This is a genomic window from Cognatishimia activa, assembly GCF_017798205.1.
In the GTDB taxonomy this organism is placed as follows: domain Bacteria; phylum Pseudomonadota; class Alphaproteobacteria; order Rhodobacterales; family Rhodobacteraceae; genus Cognatishimia; species Cognatishimia activa_A.
Window position 1 is genome coordinate 2,889,955 of record NZ_CP060010.1, and the last position, 25,784, is coordinate 2,915,738.

The 25,784-nt window shown below is 55.6% G+C and carries 24 protein-coding genes; 15 read left to right on the forward strand and 9 right to left on the reverse strand.

Annotation, left to right across the window (positions count from 1 at the left end; translation table 11 throughout):
* Positions 1-23: 23 nt before the first annotated feature.
* The 3 genes from obgE to HZ995_RS14320 all read left to right on the forward strand — a co-directional run bounded on the left by obgE (position 24) and on the right by HZ995_RS14320 (position 3,491).
* Entirely contained in the window at positions 24-1,061 is a 1,038-nt protein-coding gene (gene obgE / locus HZ995_RS14310; RefSeq protein ID WP_209356337.1) for a GTPase ObgE, read from the forward strand.
* Positions 1,049-2,155 (forward strand): glutamate 5-kinase, encoded by a 1,107-nt coding sequence (proB, locus tag HZ995_RS14315; protein WP_209356338.1) that lies wholly within the window; start codon positions 1,049-1,051, stop codon positions 2,153-2,155. The genes obgE and proB overlap by 13 nt, the downstream gene beginning before the upstream one ends.
* Before the next feature lie 70 nt (positions 2,156-2,225).
* A complete protein-coding gene (locus HZ995_RS14320; protein WP_209356339.1) occupies positions 2,226-3,491 on the forward strand; it encodes a glutamate-5-semialdehyde dehydrogenase in 1,266 nt (421 codons plus the stop codon).
* A 5-nt stretch (positions 3,492-3,496) separates the two neighbouring features.
* Here HZ995_RS14320 and HZ995_RS14325 read toward each other — a convergent pair whose 3' ends face one another.
* On the reverse strand, positions 3,497-4,084 hold the full coding sequence (locus HZ995_RS14325; RefSeq protein WP_209356340.1) for a histidine phosphotransferase family protein: 588 nt from the start codon (positions 4,082-4,084) through the stop codon (positions 3,497-3,499).
* Between the two features lie 27 nt (positions 4,085-4,111).
* On the opposite strand from HZ995_RS14325, the gene HZ995_RS14330 reads away from it, so the two are divergent.
* The 5 genes from HZ995_RS14330 to tsf all read left to right on the forward strand — a co-directional run bounded on the left by HZ995_RS14330 (position 4,112) and on the right by tsf (position 7,953).
* Positions 4,112-4,294, forward strand: a complete 183-nt coding sequence (locus tag HZ995_RS14330; RefSeq protein ID WP_209356341.1) for a DUF3553 domain-containing protein — start codon at positions 4,112-4,114, stop codon at positions 4,292-4,294.
* Positions 4,295-4,427: 133 nt separating this feature from the next.
* Positions 4,428-5,207, forward strand: a complete 780-nt coding sequence (locus HZ995_RS14335) for a GNAT family N-acetyltransferase (protein ID WP_209356342.1) — start codon at positions 4,428-4,430, stop codon at positions 5,205-5,207.
* Positions 5,204-6,052: a lysophospholipid acyltransferase family protein gene (locus HZ995_RS14340; protein WP_209356343.1), complete on the forward strand. Its 849-nt coding sequence runs from the start codon at positions 5,204-5,206 to the stop codon at positions 6,050-6,052. The genes HZ995_RS14335 and HZ995_RS14340 overlap by 4 nt, the downstream gene beginning before the upstream one ends.
* A gap of 176 nt (positions 6,053-6,228) precedes the next feature.
* Positions 6,229-7,011 (forward strand): 30S ribosomal protein S2, encoded by a 783-nt coding sequence (gene rpsB, locus HZ995_RS14345; RefSeq protein ID WP_209356344.1) that lies wholly within the window; start codon positions 6,229-6,231, stop codon positions 7,009-7,011.
* Between the two features lie 66 nt (positions 7,012-7,077).
* Positions 7,078-7,953, forward strand: a complete 876-nt coding sequence (gene tsf, locus HZ995_RS14350) for a translation elongation factor Ts (RefSeq protein ID WP_209356345.1) — start codon at positions 7,078-7,080, stop codon at positions 7,951-7,953.
* Positions 7,954-8,290: 337 nt separating this feature from the next.
* Here the strand turns inward: tsf and HZ995_RS14355 are convergent, their stop codons facing one another.
* The 3 genes from HZ995_RS14355 to panD form a co-directional block, all read right to left on the reverse strand.
* Positions 8,291-9,052 carry a LuxR family transcriptional regulator gene (locus tag HZ995_RS14355; protein WP_209356346.1) on the reverse strand — a complete coding sequence of 254 codons (762 nt, stop codon included), beginning with the start codon at positions 9,050-9,052 and terminating at the stop codon, positions 8,291-8,293.
* Between the two features lie 4 nt (positions 9,053-9,056).
* The gene (aroQ, locus tag HZ995_RS14360) at positions 9,057-9,494 is read right to left on the reverse strand and encodes a type II 3-dehydroquinate dehydratase (RefSeq protein ID WP_209356347.1); all 438 of its coding nucleotides are present in this window, start codon (positions 9,492-9,494) and stop codon (positions 9,057-9,059) included.
* A 261-nt stretch (positions 9,495-9,755) separates the two neighbouring features.
* Positions 9,756-10,199 carry an aspartate 1-decarboxylase gene (gene panD, locus HZ995_RS14365; RefSeq protein WP_209356348.1) on the reverse strand — a complete coding sequence of 148 codons (444 nt, stop codon included), beginning with the start codon at positions 10,197-10,199 and terminating at the stop codon, positions 9,756-9,758.
* 328 nt (positions 10,200-10,527) lie between these two features.
* Here panD and HZ995_RS14370 point away from each other — a divergent pair, with 328 nt between their 5' ends.
* The 3 genes from HZ995_RS14370 to HZ995_RS14380 all read left to right on the forward strand — a co-directional run bounded on the left by HZ995_RS14370 (position 10,528) and on the right by HZ995_RS14380 (position 12,365).
* On the forward strand, positions 10,528-10,947 hold the full coding sequence (locus HZ995_RS14370) for a DUF2852 domain-containing protein (RefSeq protein WP_209356349.1): 420 nt from the start codon (positions 10,528-10,530) through the stop codon (positions 10,945-10,947).
* 78 nt (positions 10,948-11,025) lie between these two features.
* The gene (locus tag HZ995_RS14375) at positions 11,026-11,475 is read left to right on the forward strand and encodes an RDD family protein (protein ID WP_209356350.1); all 450 of its coding nucleotides are present in this window, start codon (positions 11,026-11,028) and stop codon (positions 11,473-11,475) included.
* Positions 11,476-11,546: 71 nt separating this feature from the next.
* Entirely contained in the window at positions 11,547-12,365 is an 819-nt protein-coding gene (locus HZ995_RS14380; protein ID WP_209356351.1) for an arginyltransferase, read from the forward strand.
* Between the two features lie 67 nt (positions 12,366-12,432).
* On the opposite strand, the gene HZ995_RS14385 is transcribed toward HZ995_RS14380, so the two are convergent.
* The 3 genes from HZ995_RS14385 to HZ995_RS14395 all read right to left on the reverse strand — a co-directional run bounded on the left by HZ995_RS14385 (position 12,433) and on the right by HZ995_RS14395 (position 16,904).
* Positions 12,433-14,787 carry a TRAP transporter large permease gene (locus tag HZ995_RS14385; protein WP_209356352.1) on the reverse strand — a complete coding sequence of 785 codons (2,355 nt, stop codon included), beginning with the start codon at positions 14,785-14,787 and terminating at the stop codon, positions 12,433-12,435.
* Positions 14,788-14,806: 19 nt separating this feature from the next.
* Positions 14,807-15,718, reverse strand: a complete 912-nt coding sequence (locus tag HZ995_RS14390; RefSeq protein WP_209356353.1) for a TRAP transporter small permease subunit — start codon at positions 15,716-15,718, stop codon at positions 14,807-14,809.
* Between the two features lie 103 nt (positions 15,719-15,821).
* Positions 15,822-16,904 (reverse strand): TRAP transporter substrate-binding protein, encoded by a 1,083-nt coding sequence (locus HZ995_RS14395; protein ID WP_209356354.1) that lies wholly within the window; start codon positions 16,902-16,904, stop codon positions 15,822-15,824.
* Positions 16,905-17,145: 241 nt separating this feature from the next.
* On the opposite strand from HZ995_RS14395, the gene HZ995_RS14400 reads away from it, so the two are divergent.
* From HZ995_RS14400 to ilvN, 4 genes are all read left to right on the forward strand, one after another.
* Positions 17,146-18,576, forward strand: coding sequence for a cache domain-containing protein (locus HZ995_RS14400; RefSeq protein ID WP_209356355.1), 1,431 nt, complete (start codon positions 17,146-17,148; stop codon positions 18,574-18,576).
* Complete coding sequence (locus HZ995_RS14405) at positions 18,573-19,214, forward strand: response regulator transcription factor (RefSeq protein ID WP_209356356.1); 642 nt, start codon at positions 18,573-18,575, stop codon at positions 19,212-19,214. Before HZ995_RS14400 ends, HZ995_RS14405 begins: the two co-directional genes overlap by 4 nt.
* A 331-nt stretch (positions 19,215-19,545) precedes the next feature.
* Entirely contained in the window at positions 19,546-21,300 is a 1,755-nt protein-coding gene (locus tag HZ995_RS14410) for an acetolactate synthase 3 large subunit (RefSeq protein ID WP_209356357.1), read from the forward strand.
* A gap of 12 nt (positions 21,301-21,312) precedes the next feature.
* The gene (gene ilvN / locus HZ995_RS14415) at positions 21,313-21,876 is read left to right on the forward strand and encodes an acetolactate synthase small subunit (protein WP_209356358.1); all 564 of its coding nucleotides are present in this window, start codon (positions 21,313-21,315) and stop codon (positions 21,874-21,876) included.
* 112 nt (positions 21,877-21,988) lie between these two features.
* Here ilvN and prfB read toward each other — a convergent pair whose 3' ends face one another.
* Positions 21,989-23,116: a peptide chain release factor 2 gene (prfB, locus tag HZ995_RS14420; protein ID WP_209356359.1), complete on the reverse strand. Its 1,128-nt coding sequence runs from the start codon at positions 23,114-23,116 to the stop codon at positions 21,989-21,991.
* Positions 23,117-23,209: 93 nt separating this feature from the next.
* Complete coding sequence (locus HZ995_RS14425; protein WP_209356360.1) at positions 23,210-25,762, reverse strand: penicillin-binding protein 1A; 2,553 nt, start codon at positions 25,760-25,762, stop codon at positions 23,210-23,212.
* Positions 25,763-25,784 lie beyond the last annotated feature (22 nt).

Here is a 25,784-nt window from a genome sequence, read left to right on the forward strand (position 1 = left end):
CAAAACCCCAAAGGACGCCTCTTATGAAATTCCTCGATCTGACCAAGGTCTATATCCGCTCGGGCGGGGGTGGCAGCGGTTGCGTGTCCTTTCGACGCGAAAAATTCATCGAATACGGTGGGCCTGATGGCGGGGACGGCGGCAATGGCGGCTCGGTCTGGGCTGAGGCGGTCGAGAGCCTGAACACGCTGATTGATTTCCGCTATCAGCAGCACTTTTTTGCGAAAACCGGTCAATCCGGCATGGGCAACCAGCGGACAGGTGCCTCGGGCGACGACATCATTTTGCGCGTGCCTGTAGGCACCGAAATCCTTGATGAAGACCAAGAGACGCTGATCGCAGACCTCACTGAGGTCGGAGAACGCGTGTTGCTCGCCAAAGGAGGCAATGGCGGCTGGGGCAACCTGCGGTTTAAGACCTCGACCAACCAAGCGCCAAGCCGTGCGAACCCCGGGCAAGAGGGCATCGAACGCACGATCTGGCTGCGTCTGAAACTGATTGCCGATGCGGGTCTGTTGGGACTGCCGAATGCGGGCAAATCCACGTTTTTGGCGGCGACCTCTAATGCGCGGCCTAAGATTGCGGACTATCCATTCACGACTCTCTATCCCAACCTTGGTGTTGTCGGCGTCGACAATGTGGAATTCGTCGTGGCTGACATTCCTGGCCTCATCGAAGGCGCCTCCGAGGGCAGGGGCCTTGGCGACCTCTTCCTTGGTCACGTAGAACGCTGCGCCGTGCTGTTGCATCTGGTCGACGGCACCTCGGGGGACCCAATTGGCGACTACAAAACCATCATTGGAGAACTTGAGGCATACGGTGGCGTATTGGCCGAAAAGCCGCGCATCACCGTGCTAAACAAGATCGACACAATGGATGCTGAGGAACGCGAGTTCCTGAAGGAAGAACTCGAAGCCGCCGTCGGCGGGCCTGTCATGCTGATGTCTGGCGCAAGCCAGGAAGGCGTGACCGATGTGCTGCGCGCCCTGCGCAGTCAGATCGACGACACCCGCCTGCGCGAAAAGAAACAGGACGAGGAACCAGCACCTTGGCAGCCTTAAGCGATGCAAAACGGCTGGTGATCAAGATCGGGTCTGCACTTCTCGTGGACCGGACCACTGGTGCTTTGCGGGAAGACTGGCTGAAAAGCCTCGCTGAGGATGTGGCATGGCTCAAGGGCATGGGCAAAGACATCATCATGGTCTCGTCAGGCTCAATCGCCTTGGGACGCGGCGTGCTTTCGCTTGGCAACAAAGACCTGCCGCTGGATCAATCCCAAGCCGCCGCCGCAGTCGGGCAGATCCGCCTAGCAGGTGCCTATGAGGACGCGCTCAAACCCCACGGCATCACAACCGCACAGGTGCTCGTCACACTCGAGGACAGTTCCAACCGCCGCCGCTACCTCAATTCCCGCGCGACTTTGGCGCAGCTTTTGTCCCTTGGCGTACTGCCTATCGTCAACGAAAACGATACCGTTGCAACCGATGAAATCCGCTACGGCGACAACGACCGCTTGGCCGCGCAGATCGCGCTAACTACCGGCGCGGATCAGTTAATCCTGCTGTCGGATGTGGACGGGTTTTACTCCGGCAACCCACAAAAAGACCCATCCGCCAAGCGTTTCGACACGGTCACGGATATCACCCCCGAGATCGAAGCCATGGCGGGCGAGGGGACCTCTGGCCTGTCCAAAGGTGGCATGATCACCAAGCTTTGGGCCGCCAAAACCGCGACCAGCGGCGGCTGTGCTATGGCGATCACCGAGGGCTCTACGCTGAACCCGCTGAAGGCACTGGAAAACGGAGCGAACGCCACGTGGTTCACCGCCAAAGGCACGCCACAACTGGCGCGCAAAAGCTGGATCTCCTCGATGAAACCCCAAGGGCAGATCACCGTCGACCAAGGCGCCGAAACCGCGCTGCAAAAAGGCAAAAGCCTTTTGCCAGCAGGCATTTCCGGCGTCACAGGCGATTTTGAACGCGGCGATCCGGTCGAAATCCTCGCGCAGGACGGACGCAAACTCGGCCAGGGGCTCACAGCCTATACAAGCCTTGAGGCACAAGCCATCAAAGGCAAACACAGCTCGGACTTCGAAGCAATCCTTGGCTACCCGGCCCGCTCTGTTATCATCCACCGCGACGACATGGCGCTTTAGGTTTCATCTTGCCGCAAATACTCCCGCCGGAGGCTCCCTTCGGCCCCATACAGACCAAAGGACAGATCTGATGAAGGACATCGCAGATATTCCCGCCCTCATGGCAGAGATTGGCCAGCGCGCCAAAGCCGCCAGTGCAGAGCTGGCCTTTGCCCCGGCCGAGGCTAAAGCCAAAGCGCTCAATTCTGCCGCCGATGCCGTCTGGGACGCGCGTGCCGCGATCATTGAGGCCAATGCGCTGGATATGGACTATGGCCGCAACAAGGGCCTCAGCGATGCCATGATGGATCGCCTGATGCTGGACGAAGCGCGCATACAAAGCATTTGCGACGGGCTACGCGCTGTCGCCGCGCAAGACGATCCTGTGGGCGAGGTTCTTGCCGATTGGGACCGTCCAAGCGGGCTGAATATCCGACGCGTGCGCACGCCTTTGGGCGTCGTGGGCGTGATCTATGAAAGCCGCCCCAACGTGACCGCCGACGCAGGCGCGCTGTGCTTGAAATCTGGCAATGCTGTTATTCTGCGTGGCGGCTCCGAAGGCTTTAATAGCTCGCGTGCAATCCAGTCTTGCTTGGTCAAAGGCCTCAAAGACGCGGGCCTTCCAGAGGATTCCATCCAGTTGATCCCAACCCGCGACCGCGCTGCTGTTCAGGAATTACTGACCATGGTAGACACAGTCGACGTGATCGTGCCTCGTGGCGGCAAAGGGCTTGTCGGCCTTGTTCAACGCGAAGCCCGCGTGCCGGTTTTTGCCCATCTGGAAGGCATCGTGCATATCTATCTGGACAAAGACGCCGATCCTGTGAAGGCGCTTGAGGTGGTGATGAACGCCAAGACCCGTCGCACCGGAATTTGTGGTGCCGCAGAGTGCCTGCTGATCCACAAAGATATTGTCGAAACGATTGGAACCGGCGTTCTAAGGGCTCTTATCGATGCCGGAGTTCGTGTTCATGCCGATGAGGCTTTGCAATCCATTGCAGGCACGATGCCAGCAACGGCAGAGGACTGGGGTCGCGAGTATCTGGATATGGATATCGCAGCAAAAGTTGTCGACGACGTTGATGGTGCGATTGCGCATATCAACACGTTTAGCTCCAGCCACACTGATTGCGTGATTACTGAGGATCAATCCGTCGCAAATCGATTTTTCCAGCGTCTCGATTCCGCAATTCTGATGCACAATGCCTCAACTCAATTCGCCGATGGCGCGGAATTTGGCATGGGCGCGGAAATCGGCATCGCGACAGGGAAAATGCATGCGCGCGGTCCGGTGGGCGCGGCTCAGTTGACCAGCTTTAAATATCTGGTCACCGGAGACGGCACCACCCGCGCTTAAGCCGATCAATCAAAATAAAGCGACAGTCTTGTGTTTGAGATCAGGACTGTCGGCAAAAATTGAAGCTCTTTCAGTGTTTGCGGCAAGAGTGCGAAGGGCACTGTTGTCGGCGAGACATGCGTTGGGGCTTCGTTTTCGGCCAGTGGCTCCCATAACAATGGATCCGCATCAATCGCATCGGCATTGGCGATGATCTGCCAGCCATTGTCATGGGAAATGACGATGTCGCCACCACGAGGCAAGGCCTGTTCAACGCATAGAATAGCCAGAAAAGCCGCCCGCAGTTCGCGCCTTGGCATAGGTTGATCCACACGCCACTGTATGATCACTCGTTCATTGCGACAATCGTCGAAAATGCTCTTAACTTCGGTCGTTGGGATCGTCTGTTCTGAGTCGCTCACCCCAAATGCGATCCGAAAGAAACGCACCCGTGCGCTGGTGTGGAAGATGCCCTCGGAAATCAGCTCCATCTCCGCCTCGGCTCCGCCCGTCATTTCAAATAGTTCAACACCGTTTGCGATGGCACCGACCGGATTTATCAAGTCATGGCAGATCCGAGAGGCTACCAAGTCCGCATAGTTTGAATTAGACATTTGAAAAACCTTAAACGAGTTAAAAACATGGAAAATCACAACGAGTTTCTGGAGCCCGGCATGTTGGTGAAACACCCGGGTCAACCCGCTTGGGGCGTCGGTCAGGTGCAGTCCAATATGGGTGGGAAAATCACAGTGAACTTCAGGGAAGCGGGGAAAGTTGTCATAGATGCTGCTCGCGTTGCGCTTGTGATTACAGATGACACCTAGAAGGTTAATCAACACTTAACATAGAGCGAACTCACGTTAACCGATACTTGGGGCTACCCCGTATTCCGCGTTGCCATCTCAGAAGCCGGCGCGTATCACTCCGAAAACGCAATGAATGGATGTCTGACCTAAAATGAGCGCCTCGCACCCTGATTTTCTGCTGCGTTTGGCCGAAACAGACGAAGACATTCGGGCGGCTCAGCATTTGCGCTATCAGGTCTTTGTAGAGGAAATGGGCGGCGATGGGCCGATGGTCGATCACGATGCGCAACTTGAGCGGGACAAGTTCGACACTTTCTTTGACCACCTTATGCTTTTGGACAAAGCGCGCGGTGAAACTGTTTCTGAACAGATCGTGGGCGTTTACCGTTTGCTGCGCGACGATCAGATGCCTCAGGTCGGGCAATTCTATACCGAGGACGAATATGACCTCTCGGCGCTCAAAGATAGCGAACGTAAGCTGTTGGAATTAGGGCGTTCCTGCCTAGCTGCAGACTATCGCGGAGGCACGGCGATGTATGTGCTTTGGAATGGGCTGGCGGATTATGTGCGCACTCATGACATCGAAATCCTGTTCGGAACGGCCAGTTTCCACGGCACGGATTTAGACAGCCTCGCGCCGTCTCTGTCTCTCTTACATCACCGCCATCTGGCCCCCGAAGAGCTGCGAGTGCGTGCGCTGCCGCAACATTTCACAGAGATGAACCGCATTGCCTATGACGATCTGGATCGTCGCGCTGCGATGTTGGCGGTGCCTGCGCTGATCAAAGGCTATTTGCGTCTGGGTGGCTTTGTAGGCGAGGGGGCCTACGTTGATCAGGTCTTTAACACGACCGATGTCTGTTTAGTGATGGACACGGAACGGCTGAGCGCCACGCAGAAGAAAATTTACAGCAGCGGGGCCAAATCTTGACCCCGACCTGGACCGGCAATGAGGACTATATCGCGCAGCGCGCGCCTAAAGGGTGGGACTGGCTCCGCGTAATCCGTCGAGGCGTTCCGGGCGTTTTGGTCATTGCCGTCTGTTTGGTGATTTTGCTGCTGGTGCGCCTGATCGAGCGCCCCTTGTTTGGCCAACGCCGCCCCATCACGCCCTATATCACCTGTTTCGTTTGCCGCTCGGTGATTTGGCTGATCGGGTTTCCTTACGAGATCAAAGGCCGACCCATGCGCCACCCCGGCGCGGTTGTGGCCAATCACGCAAGCTGGTTGGACATCTTCACGTTGAACGCGCCACAGCGGATCTATTTCGTGTCAAAATCCGAAGTCGCGGGCTGGCCCGGTATCGGAACGCTCGCCAAGGCGACCGGAACGGTTTTCATTGCACGGGAACGGCGAGAGGCGAAGCTGCAACAGGATCTCTTTGAACAGAGGCTCGGGGCAGGGCACAAATTGCTCTTCTTTCCAGAGGGCACGTCAACCGATGCCAATCGCGTTTTGCCTTTTAAAACCACCTTGTTTCAGGCGTTTTTCAGCGAGGCCCTACGCGATCAATCCTATGTGCAGCCGATCACTGTGAACTACCATGCCCCCGAAGGCGAAGACCCGCGTTACTATGGCTGGTGGGGAGACATGGATCTGGTCCCAAACGTGCTGCATGTTCTGTCGACCCCGAAACAAGGACGGATCGAACTGGTGTTTCACGACCCAAAACCCGTAAATAGCTTTGAAAATCGCAAAGTTCTGGCGCTGGATCTCGAAGAAACCACCCGCGCGGCGCATTTCAGCGAAATATCCACGTCAAAACCTGCAAAATAAGGCGCATTTGACGCTTTACCCCCTTGCGTGCCCCCGAAATCCACAGTATCAGCCGCCCATTCAATCTCGCAGGTGAGGTTTGGGTGCTTTGAGGGAGAAATCCTCAAACGTCCGCCGGTTGTCCCAAATGGGATCTCCCTCTTCACCAAGGCGTAAACCGGAAAAGGAAAATAAGCATGGCTCTTCCTGAGTTCACCATGCGCCAGCTGCTGGAAGCAGGCGTACACTTTGGTCACCAAACACAACGTTGGAATCCCCGTATGGGCGAGTTCATCTATGGCTCGCGCAATGGCATCCACATCATGGACCTCACCCAGACCGTTCCAATGCTGGACGCGGCTCTGAACGCTGTTCGTGAAACCGTTGCAAAAGGCGGCCGCATTCTTTTCGTTGGCACCAAGCGTCAGGCGTCTGGCCCGATCGCTGATGCTGCTGAGAAATCCGCGCAATACTACATGAACCACCGCTGGCTCGGCGGCACGCTGACCAACTGGAAAACCGTGTCCCAGTCCATCAAGCGTCTGAACGAGATCGACGAGAAACTGGCATCCGGCGCAGAAGGCCTGACCAAGAAAGAGCGTCTGGGCATGGAACGTGACCAGGGCAAGCTGCAAGCGTCCCTCGGCGGTATCCGCGAAATGGGCGGCACGCCTGACCTGCTCTTCGTCATCGACGTGAAAAAAGAAGCACTGGCGATTGCCGAAGCCAACAAACTGGGTATCCCAGTTGTGGCTGTTGTCGACACCAACTGCTCCCCAGATGGCGTTGACTACATCATCCCAGGCAACGATGACGCCTCCCGTGCGATCGCTCTCTACTGTGATCTGGCATCCCGCGCGGCTCTGGACGGCATGACCGCCATGATGGGCGCAGCAGGCGTCGATCTGGGCGAGTTCGAAGAAGCGCCAGCAGAAGAAGCTGTTGCAGACGCGTCCGAAGAAGCGGCCGCAGACGCGTAATAAATCTTTCATGGGGGCAGGGTAGATCCGCCCCCATTACCCACCTTAATTCTAGGAGAGACCAAGATGGCGATTACAGCCGCAATGGTGAAAGAACTGCGCGAGATGACCGGCGCAGGCATGATGGACGCGAAAAAAGCGCTGACCGAAACCGATGGTGATCAAGAAGCCGCAATCGACTGGCTGCGCACCAAAGGCCTCGCGAAAGCCGCAAAGAAGTCCGGCCGTACCGCAGCAGAGGGCCTCGTGGCCGTAACTGTAGACGGTGGCAAGGGTGTTGCTGTTGAAGTGAACTCTGAAACCGACTTCGTTGGTAAAAACGCTGACTTCCAAGCGATGGTTGCGAAGATCGCAGGCGCAGCAATCAACGTTGCTGACGTTGACGCGCTGAAAGCAGCCGATCTGGGCGGTAAGACCGTTGAAGAAACCGTCACCGACGCGGTTGCGACCATCGGTGAAAACATGTCCGTGCGCCGCATGGCGTCCGTTGAAGGCGACGTTGTGACCTCTTACGTGCACAACCCAGCAACCGACGGCATGGGCAAAATCGGTGTTCTGGTTGCGCTGAAAGGCGGCGACGAAGCATTCGGCAAGCAGGTTGCAATGCACATCGCAGCAGCAGCGCCTCAGTCCCTGTCTGAAGCAGACCTGGACCCAGCGGTTGTTGAAAAAGAGCGCAACGTTCAAATCGAGATCGCGCGTGAATCTGGCAAGCCAGAGCAAGTGATCGAGAAAATGATCGTTGGCCGCATGAAGAAATTCCTCTCTGAAGTCACTCTTCTGGGCCAGGATTTCGTCATCAACCCAGACCTGACCGTCGAAGCAGCCGCCAAAGAAGCAGGCGCTGAAATCGTTGGTTACGTCCGCATGGAAGTTGGCGAAGGCATCGAGAAAAAAGAAGAAGACTTTGCCGCAGAAGTTGCAAAAGCAGCGCAAGGCTAAGTTTTTTTACATAATATTTAAGCGCCGCACGGGTTAAAAAACTCGGGCGGCGTTTTTGTATGCACCTGTAGATTCCAACCGTACCGTGACCCGAATGATTCTGCAGGCGTAGATAAATTTTCCCTGTGTTTTAAAGACTTTAGGCGCAGAGCCCAGAAATTGCTGGGATTGCGCCTAAAAGTTCCTAGGCTAAAGCCACACTCACGGAACACCTCTAAAATATTAACCTAGCGGAAAGAGGCGTAGTCCGGAAATCCGTACCAACGTACAAAGCGATTACGGCTTTGTTTTCACACGATAAACTCGCGCATAAGTTGCATCCCAGTTGCCGTAAACCTCAGACTTCGTACCGGAAAATCTGGTTCTGGAATGTGGCTTTGGACACAGCCTGCGCCGTCGTTTGAACACCCAAAGACTCTCGCGCAAGACGAAGGTGCTTTTCTACAGTGGCGGCCGTACGATTAATGAGCAGGGCAATGTCTTGCGTCGTTTTTCCATCGCTGACCCATTCTAAAACCTCACGTTGACGGCTAGTCAGAGCACGGTTTGGATAGCGATACGGCAACTGCAGGACTTTGAGGTGGAAGATGTTGTTGAGTAGGGTGATCTCTCGGCCATGTGCGGCCCAGATCGCATCCACATCAGCCTGGCTGGCACCGGGTTTTCCAACCAAACCGATACCGGCCTTTGACCTCGGTGACAGAGATTTGAAACTCACGGAATAGCCCGCTGTGATCCCCCAGACGCGGTTAAACTCAACGACCTCAAGTTCTTCACGGCTATAGGCGCCACGGCGATAGGCATCCTCCATGATCGACCAACTCACGCTTCCATCGTGCTCAAGCGACCATTTCACCATGGGTGCATGGGTGAACATGCGTTTGGCAAAGAACTCATCCAGATATGCGCGATCATGATTGGACAGGATCACGAAATCTTCGGGGTCGCCAAGGTTATCGCCAGCACGAAACATCGTGTAGCCATAAAGCGCACGATCAAACCCAAAGGTTTGCATCTTCGCGAGATGTTTGGCCCAAAGTTCTTCGAGCGATGTCGTATTTACCAGATCTTCGATAAAGGCGAGCTGGGTGAGGGGCATAAGATCAATGTCCTAGGTGATTGCAAAGCGCATCCAACCCCAAAACATATCCATGGGCGCCGAACCCACAAATCATTCCGACCGCAACTTTAGAAATATAAGAATGATGCCGGAACTCTTCACGTGCGTGAATGTTCGAGAGATGTAATTCGCAGACTGGTAATTCCACAGAAGCAATCGCGTCGTGAATTGCGATTGATGTGTGCGTGTAGGCGCCAGCGTTGATCAAAATACCGTTGTGCACGGTTTTCGCCGCGTGGATCGCATCTACAAGCGCACCTTCGTGGTTGGATTGTAAAAAAGAAACCTCAAAGCCACGCGCTTTGGCGTGGTCCTGACACATGGTTTCAATGTCGGACAGAGTGGTTCGGCCATAAACTTCTGGTTGGCGTGTACCGAGCAGGTTCAGGTTCGGGCCGTTAAGGACAAGAATTGATGTCATAATTTCTCCATTCAACACGAGTCGTTTATCGCGAAGGTGTCCTGACGTCCAGATGGGGCGTTCCGGTTAAACCTGTTATAAGGTTACCAAGTCACAATTTTAATAGGCCGGATGGCGTATGTTCATATATCCGCATTGTGTTTTTATTTACATAATCATCATTATACGCATTGAGGGCGATGAGTAAGCCGATGATGAAAACAACATATAATCGATAAAATTCAGAACCTTATCGCACAAAGACAACCTACCCGCTTCGTCCTATGACACTTTCAAAGGTATCGGCTGTTTCTCTCCATCTTTGGTTATCGCGAAACTCAACGCGCCCGAGGCATCTCGCGTTGTTTCATAAGTCAAAACCTCAGCGACCTCATTGCTTTCTGAGAACGTCAAAACTTTCGGTGTGATCTCTGTGACCTGGTCTGCCGGCAGAAAATCATTGGAACAGATGATCAGCTCATCTCCGACTTGGCACGTCCGGGCAGCAGCGCCATTTAGAATGCACTGACGCGCGCCGCGGTCGCCATAGATCACATAGGTCGATATCCGCGCCCCGCTCTGCTTGTTCCAGATATCCACGAACTCCATCGGTAGAATGCCGGCGGCTTCACAGTGATCCGGATCCAGAGTGATGGACCCATGATAGTTCAGATCAGATTCAGTGACGCGAATACCGTGCAGTTTTGCCGCGACGAATTTCTTCATTCTATTGGGTCCAGTTTTATGTTTGAAACGCTGGCCTTGTCATATGGTTCAGCGTTTCTCGCGTCCACAGTCGCGCACGCTTTAAAGAAGAACGCATAAATTCAGGTCCAAAATGCGAAGTTTTTCCTCACATCCGGGCCTTTGACACAAAGATATCCTCTCGGAAGCCACATCAAATCAAGATTTTCGACAATCTATCACATTGATAATAAACACATTTCATAAATAATGTAAATTCTCTTCACATAAACTCTTGTAAGCCCGCACCCAATCCCCATCTCTTGTAATGTGAAAGACATTCACATCACCTTTTAACACGGAGACCGAAATGACACCTGTAGCCACCGCAACCACTCAGACTTCCCAGCTTGGTTGGTTTTCTCGCGCCGAGGCATGGCTCGACAACAAAGGCAAAGGCGCCTGGATTGCCGCGATGGTTCTGGGCTTCATCTTTGTCTGGCCAGTGGGCCTCGCCCTTCTTCTCTATATGATCTGGAGCAAACGCATGTTCAGCAAATCCCGTTCCATGACCTGCGGCCGCCGTCGCATGCATACAATGACCTCGACCGGCAACTCTGCCTTTGACTCTTACCGCGACGAAATGATCCGTCGTCTGGAAGACGAGCAGAAGAGCTTTGAAGAGTTCCTGCAGCGTCTGCGTGAAGCGAAAGACAAATCCGAGTTCGACCAATTCATGGACGAGCGCGAGAAGAAAGCGCAAGACGAAGCCGTCAAAGAAGACGCGTAAGTTACCCAGTACCCTCCCTCACCTCGGCCCCTGTACCCCAGGGGCCGCATTTTAGTGATTAAGCAAGACACGAGAGACATGACCGCCCGTTCCTATATCCTTCCCGACCCCGAGACCCAGCCAGCGTTCTATGCTGACGTGCCGCCCAAGCGGTTTTTGGCCTGGGTCATTGATGGCGTTCTGATCGGTATTCTCTGTATCCTGATCCTGCCGTTCACGGCCTTCACCGGGATCTTCTTCTTTCCGTTTCTGTTTTTGGTCGTCGGATTTATCTATCGTGTTCTGACACTTGCAGGCGGATCTGCCACATGGGGTATGCGCATGGTGGGAATCGAATTCCGCGCGCAGACCGGCGATCGCTTTGATCTGGGCGCTGCGATTTTGCACACTTTGGGCTACAGTATTTCGATCGCGATGCCTTTGTTGCAGGTCATCTCAATCATACTGATGCTTTCAAGTCGCAAAAAGCAGGGTTTGACCGATCATTTCATGGGATCTGTCGCGATTAATCGCTCTGCGCGCTTCTAAATCGCATTTGGCTTGTTGGGTTCGGGCACAGTTGCTAGTCTTTGGTTTAGTTTAACTGCTGCTCGACCCAAATGCGCCATTCTCTGCCTCTTGCACCGCAATTCTATGTAACCGCTCCGCAACCCTGCCCTTATCTTGAGGGTCGGATGGAACGGAAGCTGTTCACCGCTTTGCAAGGTGACAATGCGCAAGAGCTGAATGACGCTCTATCTCAGCAGGGTTTCCGTCGTTCGCAGAACGTGCTCTATCGACCGTCTTGCACCGATTGTAACCTGTGTTTTTCTGCACGCATCGATGTGTCCAAGTTCACCTCGTCTCGTGGTCAGAAACGCATCATGAAGAAAAACCAGCATCTGGGCCGCCGCCCGACCTCACCTTGGGCGACCGAAGAGCAGTTTGATCTGTTCCGCACCTATTTGGACGCGCGCCATTCCGATGGCGGCATGGCCGATATGGATGTGTTCGAATTCGCCGCCATGGTCGAAGAAACACCGATCCGCTCGCGTGTCATCGAATACCGCGACGAAGAAAGCGACGATCTGACGGCGGTCTGTCTGACGGATGTCCTCGAAGATGGCGTCAGCATGGTCTACAGCTTCTTTGCGCCAGAGTTGCAGAAACAGAGCCTTGGCACATTCTTGATCCTCGATCACATCTATATCGCGCGCGACGTTGGCCTGCCCTATGTCTATCTTGGCTACTGGGTGCCCGGCAGCAATAAGATGGACTACAAGGCGCGTTTCTCGGGCCTTGAGATCTTCACCGATGGCAAGTGGCAATCCTATGACACGCTGAAGGACGACGAGAGCTTGCACCGTCGCGGCGCGTCGGAATCCATTGCGCAGCAAGTGTCCAACATCTCGCTGCCGGATCCAAGTATTCGAAAGTAATACAACAACTTACACAGAAAAGGCCCCCGAAATTGGGGGCCTTTCTTTTTGTCTTATCCGCTTTGGATTAGCGCCCGATCAGATCCGGCAGGATCGTTACGATCGATGGGAAGAACCACAAGAGCGCCAGACCCGCGACCTGGATCAACACAAAAGGTATGATCCCGCGATAGATGTGTCCCGTTGTCACCGAGCTTGGCGCAACCCCACGCAGGTAGAAGAGCGCAAAGCCGAACGGAGGCGTCAGGAACGACGTCTGCAGGTTCACAGCCACCATGATCGTCACCCATTTCGGATCGAATGTACCGCCATAGATGACCGGCCCCACAATCGGGATCACGATGTAAATGATCTCGAGGAAGTCGAGCACGAAGCCCAGCACGAAGAGCACCAGCATCACGATCAGGAAAACCGTCAGCTCGTTGTCAAAGCTCTTTAGGAACTGCTGGATATAGTGCTCGCCACCAAAGGAGATCACCACCAGGTTCAAAAGCTGCGAGCCGATGAGGATGGTAAAGACCATGGAGGTCACTTTGGCCGTTTCCCGCACGATAGGGCTCAGCACTTTGCCCCGCAGCAACACGTAGCAGCTGTAGAGAATGCCGAACATCGAGAAGAGATAGGCACCATAGGCTGCAAAGAAGGCCACATAGCTTTCAAAGGCCACCTCAGGCTGGTTGATGCGCAGATCAAAGTTGATGCCAATCAGGATCATCACAATGATCGAGAAGCTCGCCCAGATGATCAGCTTGCCTGATTTCTCCTCATCTGCCAGACGGCGATAGGCCGCCAGCAGCAATGCACCCCCTGCCCCAAGCGCCGCGGCAGGTGTTGGGTTGGTGATACCACCAAGGATGGACCCAAGCACCGCCACGATCAGAACCAGCGGTGGGAACACCACGCGCAAGAGTTCGTTCTTGGACAAGAGGCCACCGGCATAGGTCATGCCATAGCCCATGATCGCAAATGGGATCACCATCAGGATCACGGTGACGCCCGCGCTGGTCGTTGGCGTGATCAAGAGAAGATCAACCAAGAACATCAGCGCGCCACCGGCCAGACCGATGTAAAGCCGGCGAGGATCTGCACTTGGTGCAACACCGCGTGCGGTGGTCAGAACCAAAGCGAAGAGAACAACCAGCGTCGCGATACCCGAGCCAATCGGCGCGGCTGCTTCAACGCGTTCCGCAAAGATCGCCGCGCGTTCTTCGTCGGTCAGCTTTGTGGATTCCTCCAAACCGCCCTGTGCGTCAATCGCTGCCTGTTGTGCAACCGCTTCGTCCCAGGCCAACTGACCATGCAGATCGATCATCGAGGCTTTACACTCGTCAGATACAGTGGTCCGCAAAGACGCCGCTTCGCCACGATCCGAGAAGCTGTCCACAATGATGGTCTGGCTGCCGATCACATTGACGGATGACAATAGGATCGCACCGCCAATCAGGGCTGCTGGTACACCAAGGAACCAGATCAGACCCTCGTTGCGGGTAATGACTTCCTCGCCATCGCTGTCAAAGGTGACTGCTGGTGCCTTGGATGGGTTCATCAACGCATAGCCAAAGGCATAGGCCGCATAGAGGAAGGCCAGCATGATGCCCGGAATGAGCGCTGATTGGAACAAAGTGCCGACCGAAAGAACCGCCGGTTCTCCGAGGAAGGTCAACGCGTCCGAGCAGCCAGCGACCTGAGCACGGGTTTCTTGGGCCGCGGAATAGAGATCCCCTGCCAAGGTTCCGAGCAGAACGATCACGATGGACGGCGGAATGATCTGCCCCAAGGTACCGGAGGCCGCGATCACACCCGTCGCCAGTTCCGGCGAATAGTTGTTGCGCAACATCGTCGGCAAGGACAAGAGTCCCATGGTCACAACCGTCGCGCCGACAATCCCGGTGGAGGCTGCAAGGAATGCGCCCACAACAACAACCGATACCGCGAGACCGCCGGGCAGAGGCCCAAACACGCGCGCCATGGTCGTCAACAGGTCGTTGGCGATCTTGGAGCGTTCCAGCGTGATGCCCATCAGAACAAACATCAGCACTGCAAGCAGGGTTTCAATCGATTGACCGGCCAGAACACGCTCGTTCATACGGTTCACGATGAAGGAGATGTTGCGGTCCATCGCGGTTTCCCAACCGCTTGGGAACACAGGCGTGTCATATCTGGGCAGATCCGGATATCTGAATATCGAGATCGTGTCCGATTTGACCCCTTGGGCAATCAGATCCGCATAAGCCGCCGATCCCGTATCAATTGCCTGATGGATCAAGAGACCCGCGCTGTCCAGCGCTGCGATGATCCCGAAAGAGATCACCCCCGCACCGCCGATTGCAAAGGCCACCGGGAAGCCAGATAGAATGCCTCCAAAGAGGCAGAGGAAGACGATAATCAGGCCGATTTCGACCCCATCAAGTCCGAATAACATAGTCTTGGTTCCCTATACCTCAGTGCGTGCCTTCATAGGCTTCTTCACCTTCGCCGAGGCTGTCTCGGTCAAGGTACTTGCCTTCGCTCTCTTCGCCTTCGACGTACTCAAGATACGAGCGGTAGAAGAAGGCAATCGCATGCAGGAACACGAGGCCTGCGAATGCTACGAGCAGGATTTTGAACAGGAAGTAAGCGTTAAACCCGTTCGGCGAGAATCCGATGGTTTCCACGTTCCACTTCAGAATGCGAGATTTGCGCATCAACAGATCGATCTGATCGGAAGCCGAGACCTTTGGGGTCACAAGGTGACGCCACATAAAGTACCAGCCATACATCCAGGTGATCACGGCCGCCGGCATCATGAAAATCAGAGAGCCAACCATGTCGATGATCTTCTTGGTGCGATAGCTGACCGCAGAGTAAACCAGGTCCACCCGCACGTGCCCACCTTGGGCGAAGGTATAGGTCGCACACATCGCAACGATCATCGCGTTATAAAGTTTCAGCTCTTCGGCCCACCAGCTTACGTCTTGGCTAAAGGTGCTGCCAAAGCCGAAGGAGATCTGCGCCGCGGTAAAGATCCGCTGCATGAACACGATGACGATCTGCTGCAGCACCATCAAAAGGCCTGCCCAGGCAAAGAACCGCCCGATCCCGTTGGCAAGGCCCTCCAGAACGCGCACGGACCGCCACATGATGGCGCGGCGCCAGAGGCCTGCTGCTGTCAGAAGAATGAATGCCGTGAAGACGACAAAGAAAAACTCTTTAGATCCGCCATAATAGACAAAGCGCATCAAGGCCTGTTTGTCCTCGGTGGTTTCCAGCCCACCGGTCCAGCTCAGCCACAAAGCCGGTTGCGTTAACGCCGCGAAGAAATCCGTGAAAGCGGACCCTAGGCTTGCGAATAACCAGACGATCGCGTCCAGCATGATCCCCAATTCCCTCAGTTTAGTGTGATTAAGTGCTGTCGCGTAAATTGATGGGGCCCACGGGCAAAACCCGAAGGCCCCTTATTACGTCAGCCGTCAGGCCTTAGCCCAGAACGCGGTCACGTTGTGCGCGATATGCGCCAACGGAGTCGGTCAGCCAGCCAGAGGACGCTTTCATGGATGCGGTGTAGTCGTCGTAGATCTTCTTGAAGATCTCGTCGCCCATGAACTCGTCATAAACTTGCTGGGACGCGGTGCCCATTGCATCCCAAACGCTGTCTGGGAATTCCAGAACCTTAACGCCACCGGCTTTCAGACGCTCAAGCGCTGCACCGTTGTTGTTCAGGTACTGAGACAGGTTCCAAACGTTCGCGTGGCCAGCAGCAACTTCAACAGCTGCCTGCTGAGACGCGCTCAGGCTTTCGAACACTTCGCGGTTCATCGCAACGGACAGACCCGCCGCTGGCTCGTGGAAGCCCGCAGTGTAGTAGAACTTGGTGATTTCCTGGAAACCAGCCTTTTCGTCCGCCCAAGGGCCGATCCACTCGGTACCGTCGATCGCGCCGGATGCCAGCGCTTGGTACACTTCAGCACCTGGAAGGTTCTGAACGGATGCGCCCATGTAACCCAGCGCTTTACCGCCGAGGCCTGGCATACGGAACTTCAGACCGTTGAAGTCTTCTGGGCCAGTGATTTCCTTACGGAACCAGCCACCCGCCTGTGTACCGGTGTTACCCGCCAGGAAGGACTTCAAGCCAAAGATTTCGCCCAGCTCGTCATGCAGAGCGTGGCCGTTGCCGTGGTAGTACCAGTTGTTGAGTTCGGTCGCGGTCATGCCGAAAGGCACGCCGGTGAAGAACGCAAAACCTGGGTGTTGGTTGACGAAGTAGTAGTCCGCTGCGTGATACATGTCAGCCTGACCTGCAGTCACCGCGTCAAATACTTCGAATGCGCCAACGAGTTCGCCCGCTGCTTTCACGTCGATGGTCAGCTGACCGTCTGTGATTGCTGTGACGTTTTCAGCCGTCTTAACAGCCGCGTCAAAAACACCTGCGAGGCCACGGCCCCAAGATGTTACCATGGTCAGGGTGCGTTTGCCCTGAGCATAGGCTGGTGCCGCCAGAGTGGACGCTGCTGCTGCAGAGCCACCAAGTGCAGATGTTCTCAGAAAAGAACGACGATCCATAGAATGTACCTCCCGATTTCTATTTAGCCACGCACATAACTCCGTGCGGTGGCGGATCTCAGTGTGCCGAGCCTAGACGCAGCGGGGGTCAAGATAAAATACCAACAACTACGTAGGGACAGCCGAAAACTGCGTAGAAAAGCTGCAAACGCCCGAAATTACGCACAAAAAATATATGGAATTGACGCCGCCTAAGGGTTTCAAGCTATGGTTCGGGCGCAAATCCACCCATCGAATCGTGATGTTTCGCTTACTAAACCTCTTCCGGCTGTCCTACGGCCAACAGCTTTTCTTGCTTGCAACACTGCCATTGATCATGGCGGTGGCGGCGATTTCTATTCTGGTGACCATTCAATCGCGCGCTTTGGCGGAACAAGAGATCAAGTCGCTTGAGGTGCAGTTGATCGAGGCCAAAAAGGCCGAGCTGAAAAACTATCTCTCTATTGCACGGACCGCTTTCGGCAATATCTACGGGCCCGCCCTGCCCGACAACGAGGCAGCGATGCTTGAGGTGACGCAGGTCCTTTCCGCGATGATCTACGGACAGGACGGCTATTTCTTTGTCTTTGATTATGACGGCAACAACCTTGTGAGCCCGCGTCAAACAGAGCTGATTAACAAGAACTGGGCCGGTCTGCGTGACCGCAATGGGATAGAGATCACCGACCGGCTTATCGAAATCGCGCGTACAGGCGGCGGCTATCACACTTTTGACTGGCCAAAACCCAGCACCGGAGAAACCGCGACAATGGTTTCTTATTCCGTGGGCTTGCAGGATTGGCGCTGGGTCGTGGGCACCGGCATTTTCATCGACGATGTTCAAGCGACCGTCGCCGCGGCCCGTGCTGGTGTGGAACAACGGATCCGAACGACATTCTTCTATATCCTTGGCATTGCCCTTGCCGCCGTTCTGTTGGTCTTTGCCTCTGGTCTCACGCTCAATATCCGCGAACGACGCCTTGCCGACGTGAAACTCAAAGCCCTCACCCAGCGTGTCTTTGACGCCCAAGAAGAAGAACGCGGCCGCGTGGCGCGCGAGTTGCATGACGGTATTTCCCAGATCCTTGTTGGCGTCAGATACGCCTTGGACGCAGCCCGCCGCCGCCTCGCACGCGGCGATGAAAAGGCCGGAGACTCTTTGGATACCGGCATGGAGCACCTTTCCACCGCCATTCAAGAAGTTCGACGTATTTCCAGAGACTTACGTCCTGGAGTTCTTGACGACCTTGGACTTGGACCTGCACTTAAAGCTTTGACTGAAGAGTTTGGCGAAAGAACTGGAATTAAAACAGAATTTCATACTGTACCTTTCCGTAACCGCCTACACGCTGACGCGAAGTTCTCCCTCTATCGTATTGCACAAGAAGCATTAACCAACATCGAGCGCCATTCCGGCGCAACCGACGTCTCCATCGACGTGCGCAGCCACAAACGTGGCGCAACTTTGCGCATCAGTGACAACGGGCGCGGCTTTACCCAGTCGCGTGACCGGTCCAAACAATCCAGCGGCTTGGGGCTGCGCAATATGCAGGAACGCATCGAACAGCTGAACGGTACACTTCGCATTCTGTCCAGCAAATCTGGTACAGTGATAGAAGCCGAAGTCCCCCTCGCCCAGGTTCTCAACGCGGATGCCGTGGATGAGACCAGTGAACGAAAGGCCAATTTATGAGTGCGACAAATGTTGTGATTGTTGACGACCACCCGATGGTCGCGCAGGGCATTCAAGCGATCCTCGAGAGCTATGACGACATCGAAGTCTCGGCCACATTGTCCAATGGGCGAGAGGTCATCGAACACCTCAAGACCCATGAGGCCGACGTCGTCCTTATGGATCTGAACATGCCCGACATCGGCGGGTTGGCGGCCACGGAAATGGTGCTAGAGACCGCGCCCGACACCCGCATCCTGATCCTCTCGATGCACGACAGTCCCGAATATATCGCGACAGCCCTACAACATGGCGCGCGCGGCTATGTCCTTAAGGACGTCCCGACCGAGGAGATCAAAACCGCCATCGACACGGTGATGCGCGGGGAACGCTACCTCTGTACCGGTGCGAAGTTCTCTCTAGAGCCACAGGATGACGAGGCGCGTGAACAGCTCACCAGCCGAGAGCAAACGGTGCTGCTGCAGCTCTCTCAGGGTAAATCCAACAAGGAAGTCGCGCTGGAACTCAACATTTCCGTGCGCACTGTCGAGACCCACCGCAAGAATATCAAATCGAAACTCGGCATCAGCTCCACCGCTGGACTGACTCGTTATGCGATGGAACATGGGCTTTTGCAGGGTCCGGGGATCGGTTACTAGCCCGAAAATCCACCTCAAACTCACATAAATTACCGCGAGCCGCATCATTCTTTATCAAAGTTGCGCAAAACGGCGCGGCATTGGTAATTTAATGTCCATATTTTTGCGGAAATTTCCGTTTTCTTGGTTGACGCCCCTTATCCACAGCCATAATGTCGCCCGCGAACGCAAAGAGGACCCAACGAATGCGCGACCTAGTCGTCATTGTAGGAAATAGGCGCATGGACCGGTAACGGACACCATAATGGAAACCATGCGCCCCCGAGATCCTCGGGGGCTTTTTTGTACATAACGCACGCAAAACCGAAAAACGGTGTGAACGGAGAAGAAAATGGCACGTCAGATGACCGGCGCGAAAATGGTAGTTCAAGCTCTGAAGGATCAGGGCGTGGACACAGTCTTCGGATATCCCGGTGGCGCCGTCCTACCGATCTATGACGAGATCTTTCAGCAGAATGACATCAAGCATATTCTGGTGCGCCACGAGCAAGGCGCGGTTCACGCAGCCGAAGGCTATGCGCGCTCAACCGGCAAGGTCGGCGTTGCGCTGGTAACTTCTGGCCCAGGCGCGACCAATGCGGTGACAGGCCTGACCGATGCGCTCTTGGACTCGATCCCGATTGTGGTTCTGTCCGGTCAGGTGCCGACCTTCATGATCGGCTCGGACGCCTTCCAAGAAGCCGACACCGTCGGCATCACTCGCCCATGCACGAAACACAACTGGCTGGCCAAGGAAACCGACACTCTGGCGGAAACCCTGCATCAGGCCTTCCATGTGGCGCGCTCTGGCCGTCCGGGTCCGGTTCTGGTGGACATCCCAAAGGACACGCAATTCGCGTCGGGCACCTACACCACCCGTCAGGAAACCAACACCAGCCACTATGAGCCTCAGCTCAAAGGCGACATCACCGAGATCACGGCGCTTGTCGAACTGATGGAACAGGCTGAGCGCCCTGTGTTTTACACCGGCGGTGGCGTCATCAACTCTGGCCCTGCGGCCAGCCAACTGTTGCGCGAGCTCGTGGACACCACGGGCTTCCCGATCACCTCGACCTTGATGGGTCTGGGCGCCTACCCGGGCTCTGGCAAGAACTGGATCGGTATGCTCGGCATGCACGGCCTTTATGAAGCCAATATGGCGATGCATGACTGCGACCTGATGATCAACATCGGCGCACGGTTTGATGACCGGATCACCGGCCTGATCTCGGCCTTCTCGCCGAACTCCAAAAAAGCGCATATCGACATCGACCCAAGCTCGATCAACAAGGTCATCCGTGTTGATATCCCGATTGTTGGCGATGTGGGTCACGTGCTGGAAGACATCCTCAAGGTCTGGAAGTCTCGTGGCCGCAAGACCAACAAAGAAGCGGTTGCGAAATGGCAGGCGCAGATCGACCAGTGGCGCGCGATCAAATGTCTGGACTTCAAGCAAGAAGGCAAAACCATCAAGCCGCAGCATGCTTTGGTACGCCTTGAGGAACTGACCAAGAAATACGACCGCTACATCACCACTGAGGTCGGCCAACACCAGATGTGGGCCGCGCAATACCTGACCTTTGACGATCCAAATCGTTGGATGACCTCTGGCGGTCTGGGCACCATGGGCTATGGCTTCCCGGCCTCTATCGGCGTGCAACTCGCGCACCCTGATGCGCTGGTGATCAACGTCGCGGGCGAGGCCTCTTGGCTCATGAACATGCAAGAAATGGGCACCGCAGTGCAGTTCCGCCTGCCGGTGAAACAGTTCATCCTGAACAACGAACGTCTGGGCATGGTACGTCAGTGGCAGGAACTCTTGCATGGCGAGCGCTACAGCCACAGCTGGTCCGAAGCCCTGCCCGACTTCGTCAAACTCGCCGAGGCCTTTGGTGCCAAGGGTATCCTGTGCTCTGACCCCAACGATCTGGACGACGCGATCATGGAGATGATTACGCATGACGGCCCGGTTATCTTCGACTGTCTAGTGGAAAAACACGAGAACTGCTTCCCGATGATCCCGTCGGGCAAGCCGCATAATGAAATGCTTCTGGGCGAAGCCGAAACCCAGGGCGTCATCCAATCCGGCGGCGCGGTTCTAGTTTAAGGAAATTCGATCATGGCTGCTCTAAAAATCAAAAAAGGCGCTTCAAGCCACTCTGCCTATAACCTCCGCCCGACCTTCTCGGATGTCGAAGAGGTGCACACGCTGGCGGTCCTCGTGACCAACGAACCTGGCGTTCTGGCACGGGTCATCGGCCTTTTCTCGGGCCGTGGGTACAACATCGAAAGCCTCACAGTGGCAGAGGTCGACCACACCGGTCACACCTCGCGCATCACCATCGTGACCAAAGGCAAACCGCAGATCATCGAACAGATCAAAACCCAGCTGGGCCGCATCGTGCCTGTGCATGAGGTGCATGACCTGACCGTCGAGGGCCCGTCCGTGGAACGCGAGCTGGGCCTCTTCAAAGTCGCAGGCGAAGGCGACAAGCGTGTCGAAGCCATGCGTCTGGCCGACATCTTCCGCGCCAATGTTGTGGACACCACGCTTGAAAGCTTTGTGTTTGAACTCACCGGTGCACCGGAAAAGATCGACGCCTTCGCAGATCTCATGCGCCCGCTCGGCCTTGTCGAAGTCGCGCGCACAGGCGTTGCGGCGCTCGCTCGTGGCGCACATTAACTAAGCCAAATAGCCAAACAAAATAGGGCGCTTAGGCGCCCTTTTTTATGCGATGCCGCATCTTTTTCTCTTGCTGAAAGTATCCCAGGGTCTGGGGCAGAGCCCCAGGGAATTAATCCTCAGCCTGCGCATCCGCGCGAGATTTACCCGACACATTCAACGCCAGCGTCGCCGCCATAAACCCATCCAGATCCCCATCCAGAACCCCTTTGGTGTCCGAGGTCTCGTGATTGGTGCGTAGATCTTTCACCATCTGATAGGGCTGCAGAACATAGGACCGGATCTGGTTGCCCCAACCCGCGTCGCCTTTGCTCTCATGCGCCTCGTTGATGGCGGCATTCCGGCGGTCCAGCTCTTGTTGATAGAGCCTCGATTTCAGAGCCTTCATCGCGATGTCGCGGTTCTGGTGTTGAGACTTCTCGGAGCTGGTCACAACGATCCCTGTGGGGATGTGTGTGATCCGCACCGCCGAGTCCGTTGTGTTCACGTGCTGACCACCCGCACCCGAGGAGCGATAGGTGTCGATACGAATATCCGCAGGATTGACCTCGATCTCGATATTGTCATCAACCACAGGGTAAACCCAGACCGAGCTAAAGGACGTGTGCCGCTTGGCCGCGCTATCAAAGGGCGAGATGCGCACCAGACGATGCACGCCGCTTTCAGACTTGAGCCACCCATATGCATTGTGGCCCGAGATCTTATAGGCCGCCGACTTAATCCCCGCCTCTTCACCAGAGGTCATGGATTGCAATTCCACCGTATAGCCGCGCTTTTCAGCCCAACGCACATACATCCGCGCCAGCATCGAGGCCCAGTCACAGCTCTCTGTGCCGCCCGCGCCCGAGTTGATCTCAAGGAAGGTGTCATTGCTATCGGCTTCTCCGTCCAGAAGGGCCTCCAGCTCTTTCTCCGCCGCCGTGATCGCCAGCGCTGCAATGGCCGCCTCGGCCTCCGCGATGACCTCATCGTCCTCTTCCATCTCGCCCAATTCAATAAGCTCGATATTGTCGGACAGCTCGGTCTCCAGCTGTTTCACGCCATCAATCGCATCCACCAGCAACTGACGCTCGCGCATAAGTTTTTGCGCGGCCTCGGCGTCATCCCAAAGGTTCGGATCCTCGACCCGCGCATTGAATTCCTCCAGCCGGAACTCCGCGGTCTCCCAGTTCAGCCGCTGTTTCAGCAGATCCACGGATTTCTCGATCTCCGTGACGGTGTTTTGAACCTCGGCGCGCATGGGATTGTCCTGTCTATCATTCTTAGTCTGCGTGATAGACCAGAGGCCAAAGAGGGGCAAGCGCCCCTGCCCCCAATCCACCGCGGTTATTGGTTAATAAAGGCCGCCCGAGCTGAGCGTGCCGAAAGAGGCGCTTGGCGTCACAACCGTGCTTTCACCCGTCGAGGTGATGACTTCGGTCACGACTTCTGTGTCGACCTCGTCAAACAGCGGCAGGTTTGAGCCCATCGCAAAGCCGCCGTCAAAGGCCACGCCAAAAACCGGCTCTTCGCCCAAGCGGAAATATTCAGCCACCACGTTGTCGCCAGAGGCCTCAGGCGAGAGCTGCGCGCCAGAGAAACGGTCGATATTGATAAACTGACCACCCGCCGGAACGCGGAAGGCACCGCCGCCGTATTTCTCGACTGCGGCCTGCATGAATTCGTTGAACACGGGTCCGCAAGTGTTGCCGCCGAAGGTGTTGCGGCCCAGAGGCGTCGGCGTGTCATAGCCAATGTAGCAGCCCGCAACCATCGTATTGGTGAAGCCCACGAACCAAACGTCTTTCGCCTCGTTGGTGGTGCCGGTCTTGCCCGCCGCAGGCACATCCAGATTGATCGCCCGAGAGGCTGAGCCCCGATCCACAACGCCGCGCATCATAGAGGTCAACTGATAGGCGGTGATTGCATCCATCACGCGCTCACGGTTGCTGGTGATACGTGGGCTACTGTCAGCCGCAAGCTCTGCAAAGGCACAATCCTCGCAAGACCGCTGGTCGTGGCGATAGATCGTCTGCCCTGCACGATCCTGAACACGGTCCACAAGCGTCGGCTCCACGCGCTCGCCGCCATTGGCAAACATCGCATAGGCCGCAACCATCTTGTAGAGCGTGGTTTCCTCAGACCCCAAAGAGTTCGCAAGGAAGGGGTTCATGTCGTCATAGACCCCAAAGCGCTCGGCATAATCGGCCACGGTCTCCATTCCGATCTCTTTCGCAAGACGGATGGTCATCAGGTTCCGGGAGTATTCAATCCCAGTCCGCAGAGGTGTCGGACCATAAAATTTGTCGGACGAGTTTTTCGGCCGCCACAAACCTTCGGGCGTGTCGATTTCAATCGGCGCATCGATAACAATAGTGGCCGGAGAGTACCCACTGTCCAGCGCTGCGGCATAAACGAAAGGTTTGAAGCTAGAGCCCGGCTGGCGCCGTGCCTGAGTCGCGCGGTTGAAAACCGACTGCTCATAGCTGAACCCACCCTGCATCGCGAGCACGCGCCCGTTGTTTACGTCCATCGCCATAAAGCCACCCTGAACTTCAGACACCTGCCGCAAAGACCAGCGTTCAAAGTTGCCATCCTCATCTTTGACTTCGCGCACCAGAACCACTTCGCCTTCGCGCAGAAGGTCGCCAGCGACTTTGGCTTTCGGGCCGAGTTCATCGTCCTCAAGCTGCTTGCGCGCCCAGGTCACATCGGCTGGGTTGATGAAGTGTCCATCGGCGTCATCCGGGACGCCTTCGATGCCGATACGCGCGTCGCGATTGCCGACAAAAAGCACAACGGCGGGGTGCCATTTTCCGTCAAGATCAATGTCGCGCGGGACTTCAACTTCACGAAGTGCTTCACGCCATGCGGCTTCGTCATTCAGCAGATCGGTTGAGATGGTTTTACCGGTTCCGCGCCATACACCTTGGTCACGGTCATACTTCTCAAGCGCGTGTCGCAGGGCGGTCGCGGCCACATCTTGAAGCTCTGGATCAAGCGTCGCGCGTACGGCCATGCCACCGGTAAAGAACTCTTCCTCACCAAAATCGCGGCTCAGCTGGCGGCGGATTTCATCGGTGAAATAGTCTCTGGATGGAAGCGCCGAGCGGAAGCTGTCATAGTCACCATTTTGAACTGAAAGTAATGGTTGAGCTACCTCAATTTCATAAACACCTTCAGTGATATACCCGTTTTCCTTCATCTCCTTGAGGACGAAGTCACGACGGCTAAGCAGTCTCTCTTTACGACGCACTGGGTGGAACTGCGATGGCGCTTTTGGCATGGACGCAAGCGTGGCGGCCTCATGCGGCGCAAGCTCTGACAGGGTCTTGTTGAAATAGGTTTGTGCCGCCGCGGCTACCCCATAAGAGTTCTGTCCAAGGAAGATCTCGTTCATGTAAAGTTCGAGGATGCTTTCCTTATCCAACGTCTCTTCGATGCGGGTTGCGAGGATGATCTCTTTTATCTTCCGCTCGATCTGACGGTCGCCAGACAAGAGGAAGTTCTTCATCACCTGCTGGGTGATTGTCGACGCACCGCGCACGTTCTGACCACGGGACCGCACTGCCTCTACAAAGGCCGCAGCGATGCCGCGCGCGTCATAGCCATTGTGTTGATAAAAGTTCTTATCCTCGGCCGAAATGAAGGCCTGTTTCACCAGATCGGGGATCTCTTCGGCGGGCACAAACAAACGCCGCTCTTTGGCGAATTCATCGATGATACGCCCTTCGCGCGAATAGATCCGGCTGATCGTAGGCGGCTGATACTGCGCCAGAGATTCATGGCTCGGCAGGTCATAGCTGTAGATATAAAGCACTGCGCCAATGGACAGTGCGACCACAGCGATCCCCATCGTCACGAATGTGAAGATGCCCCCGAAGAAAGAGAGAATAAATCTTATCACTTTGAACCCTGGCTTGTTGCTG

Bases quoted from the DNA above. Each gene is read 5' to 3' on its own strand.
- HZ995_RS14395 (WP_209356354.1), bottom strand. From the start codon at position 16,904: ATGGATCGTCGTTCTTTTCTGAGAACATCTGCACTTGGTGGCTCTGCA.
- HZ995_RS14325 (WP_209356340.1), bottom strand. From the start codon at position 4,084: ATGTCTAATTCAAACTATGCGGACTTGGTAGCCTCTCGGATCTGCCAT.
- HZ995_RS14320 (WP_209356339.1), top strand. From the start codon at position 2,226: ATGAAGGACATCGCAGATATTCCCGCCCTCATGGCAGAGATTGGCCAG.
- HZ995_RS14405 (WP_209356356.1), top strand. From the start codon at position 18,573: ATGAGTGCGACAAATGTTGTGATTGTTGACGACCACCCGATGGTCGCG.
- HZ995_RS14410 (WP_209356357.1), top strand. From the start codon at position 19,546: ATGGCACGTCAGATGACCGGCGCGAAAATGGTAGTTCAAGCTCTGAAG.
- rpsB (WP_209356344.1), top strand. From the start codon at position 6,229: ATGGCTCTTCCTGAGTTCACCATGCGCCAGCTGCTGGAAGCAGGCGTA.
- prfB (WP_209356359.1), bottom strand. From the start codon at position 23,116: ATGCGCGCCGAGGTTCAAAACACCGTCACGGAGATCGAGAAATCCGTG.
- HZ995_RS14380 (WP_209356351.1), top strand. From the start codon at position 11,547: ATGCGCCATTCTCTGCCTCTTGCACCGCAATTCTATGTAACCGCTCCG.
- HZ995_RS14355 (WP_209356346.1), bottom strand. From the start codon at position 9,052: ATGCCCCTCACCCAGCTCGCCTTTATCGAAGATCTGGTAAATACGACA.
- obgE (WP_209356337.1), top strand. From the start codon at position 24: ATGAAATTCCTCGATCTGACCAAGGTCTATATCCGCTCGGGCGGGGGT.
- panD (WP_209356348.1), bottom strand. From the start codon at position 10,199: ATGAAGAAATTCGTCGCGGCAAAACTGCACGGTATTCGCGTCACTGAA.
- HZ995_RS14370 (WP_209356349.1), top strand. From the start codon at position 10,528: ATGACACCTGTAGCCACCGCAACCACTCAGACTTCCCAGCTTGGTTGG.
- HZ995_RS14330 (WP_209356341.1), top strand. From the start codon at position 4,112: ATGGAAAATCACAACGAGTTTCTGGAGCCCGGCATGTTGGTGAAACAC.
- HZ995_RS14335 (WP_209356342.1), top strand. From the start codon at position 4,428: ATGAGCGCCTCGCACCCTGATTTTCTGCTGCGTTTGGCCGAAACAGAC.
- aroQ (WP_209356347.1), bottom strand. From the start codon at position 9,494: ATGACATCAATTCTTGTCCTTAACGGCCCGAACCTGAACCTGCTCGGT.
- ilvN (WP_209356358.1), top strand. From the start codon at position 21,313: ATGGCTGCTCTAAAAATCAAAAAAGGCGCTTCAAGCCACTCTGCCTAT.
- HZ995_RS14375 (WP_209356350.1), top strand. From the start codon at position 11,026: ATGACCGCCCGTTCCTATATCCTTCCCGACCCCGAGACCCAGCCAGCG.
- HZ995_RS14400 (WP_209356355.1), top strand. From the start codon at position 17,146: ATGTTTCGCTTACTAAACCTCTTCCGGCTGTCCTACGGCCAACAGCTT.
- tsf (WP_209356345.1), top strand. From the start codon at position 7,078: ATGGCGATTACAGCCGCAATGGTGAAAGAACTGCGCGAGATGACCGGC.
- HZ995_RS14385 (WP_209356352.1), bottom strand. From the start codon at position 14,787: ATGTTATTCGGACTTGATGGGGTCGAAATCGGCCTGATTATCGTCTTC.
- HZ995_RS14390 (WP_209356353.1), bottom strand. From the start codon at position 15,718: ATGCTGGACGCGATCGTCTGGTTATTCGCAAGCCTAGGGTCCGCTTTC.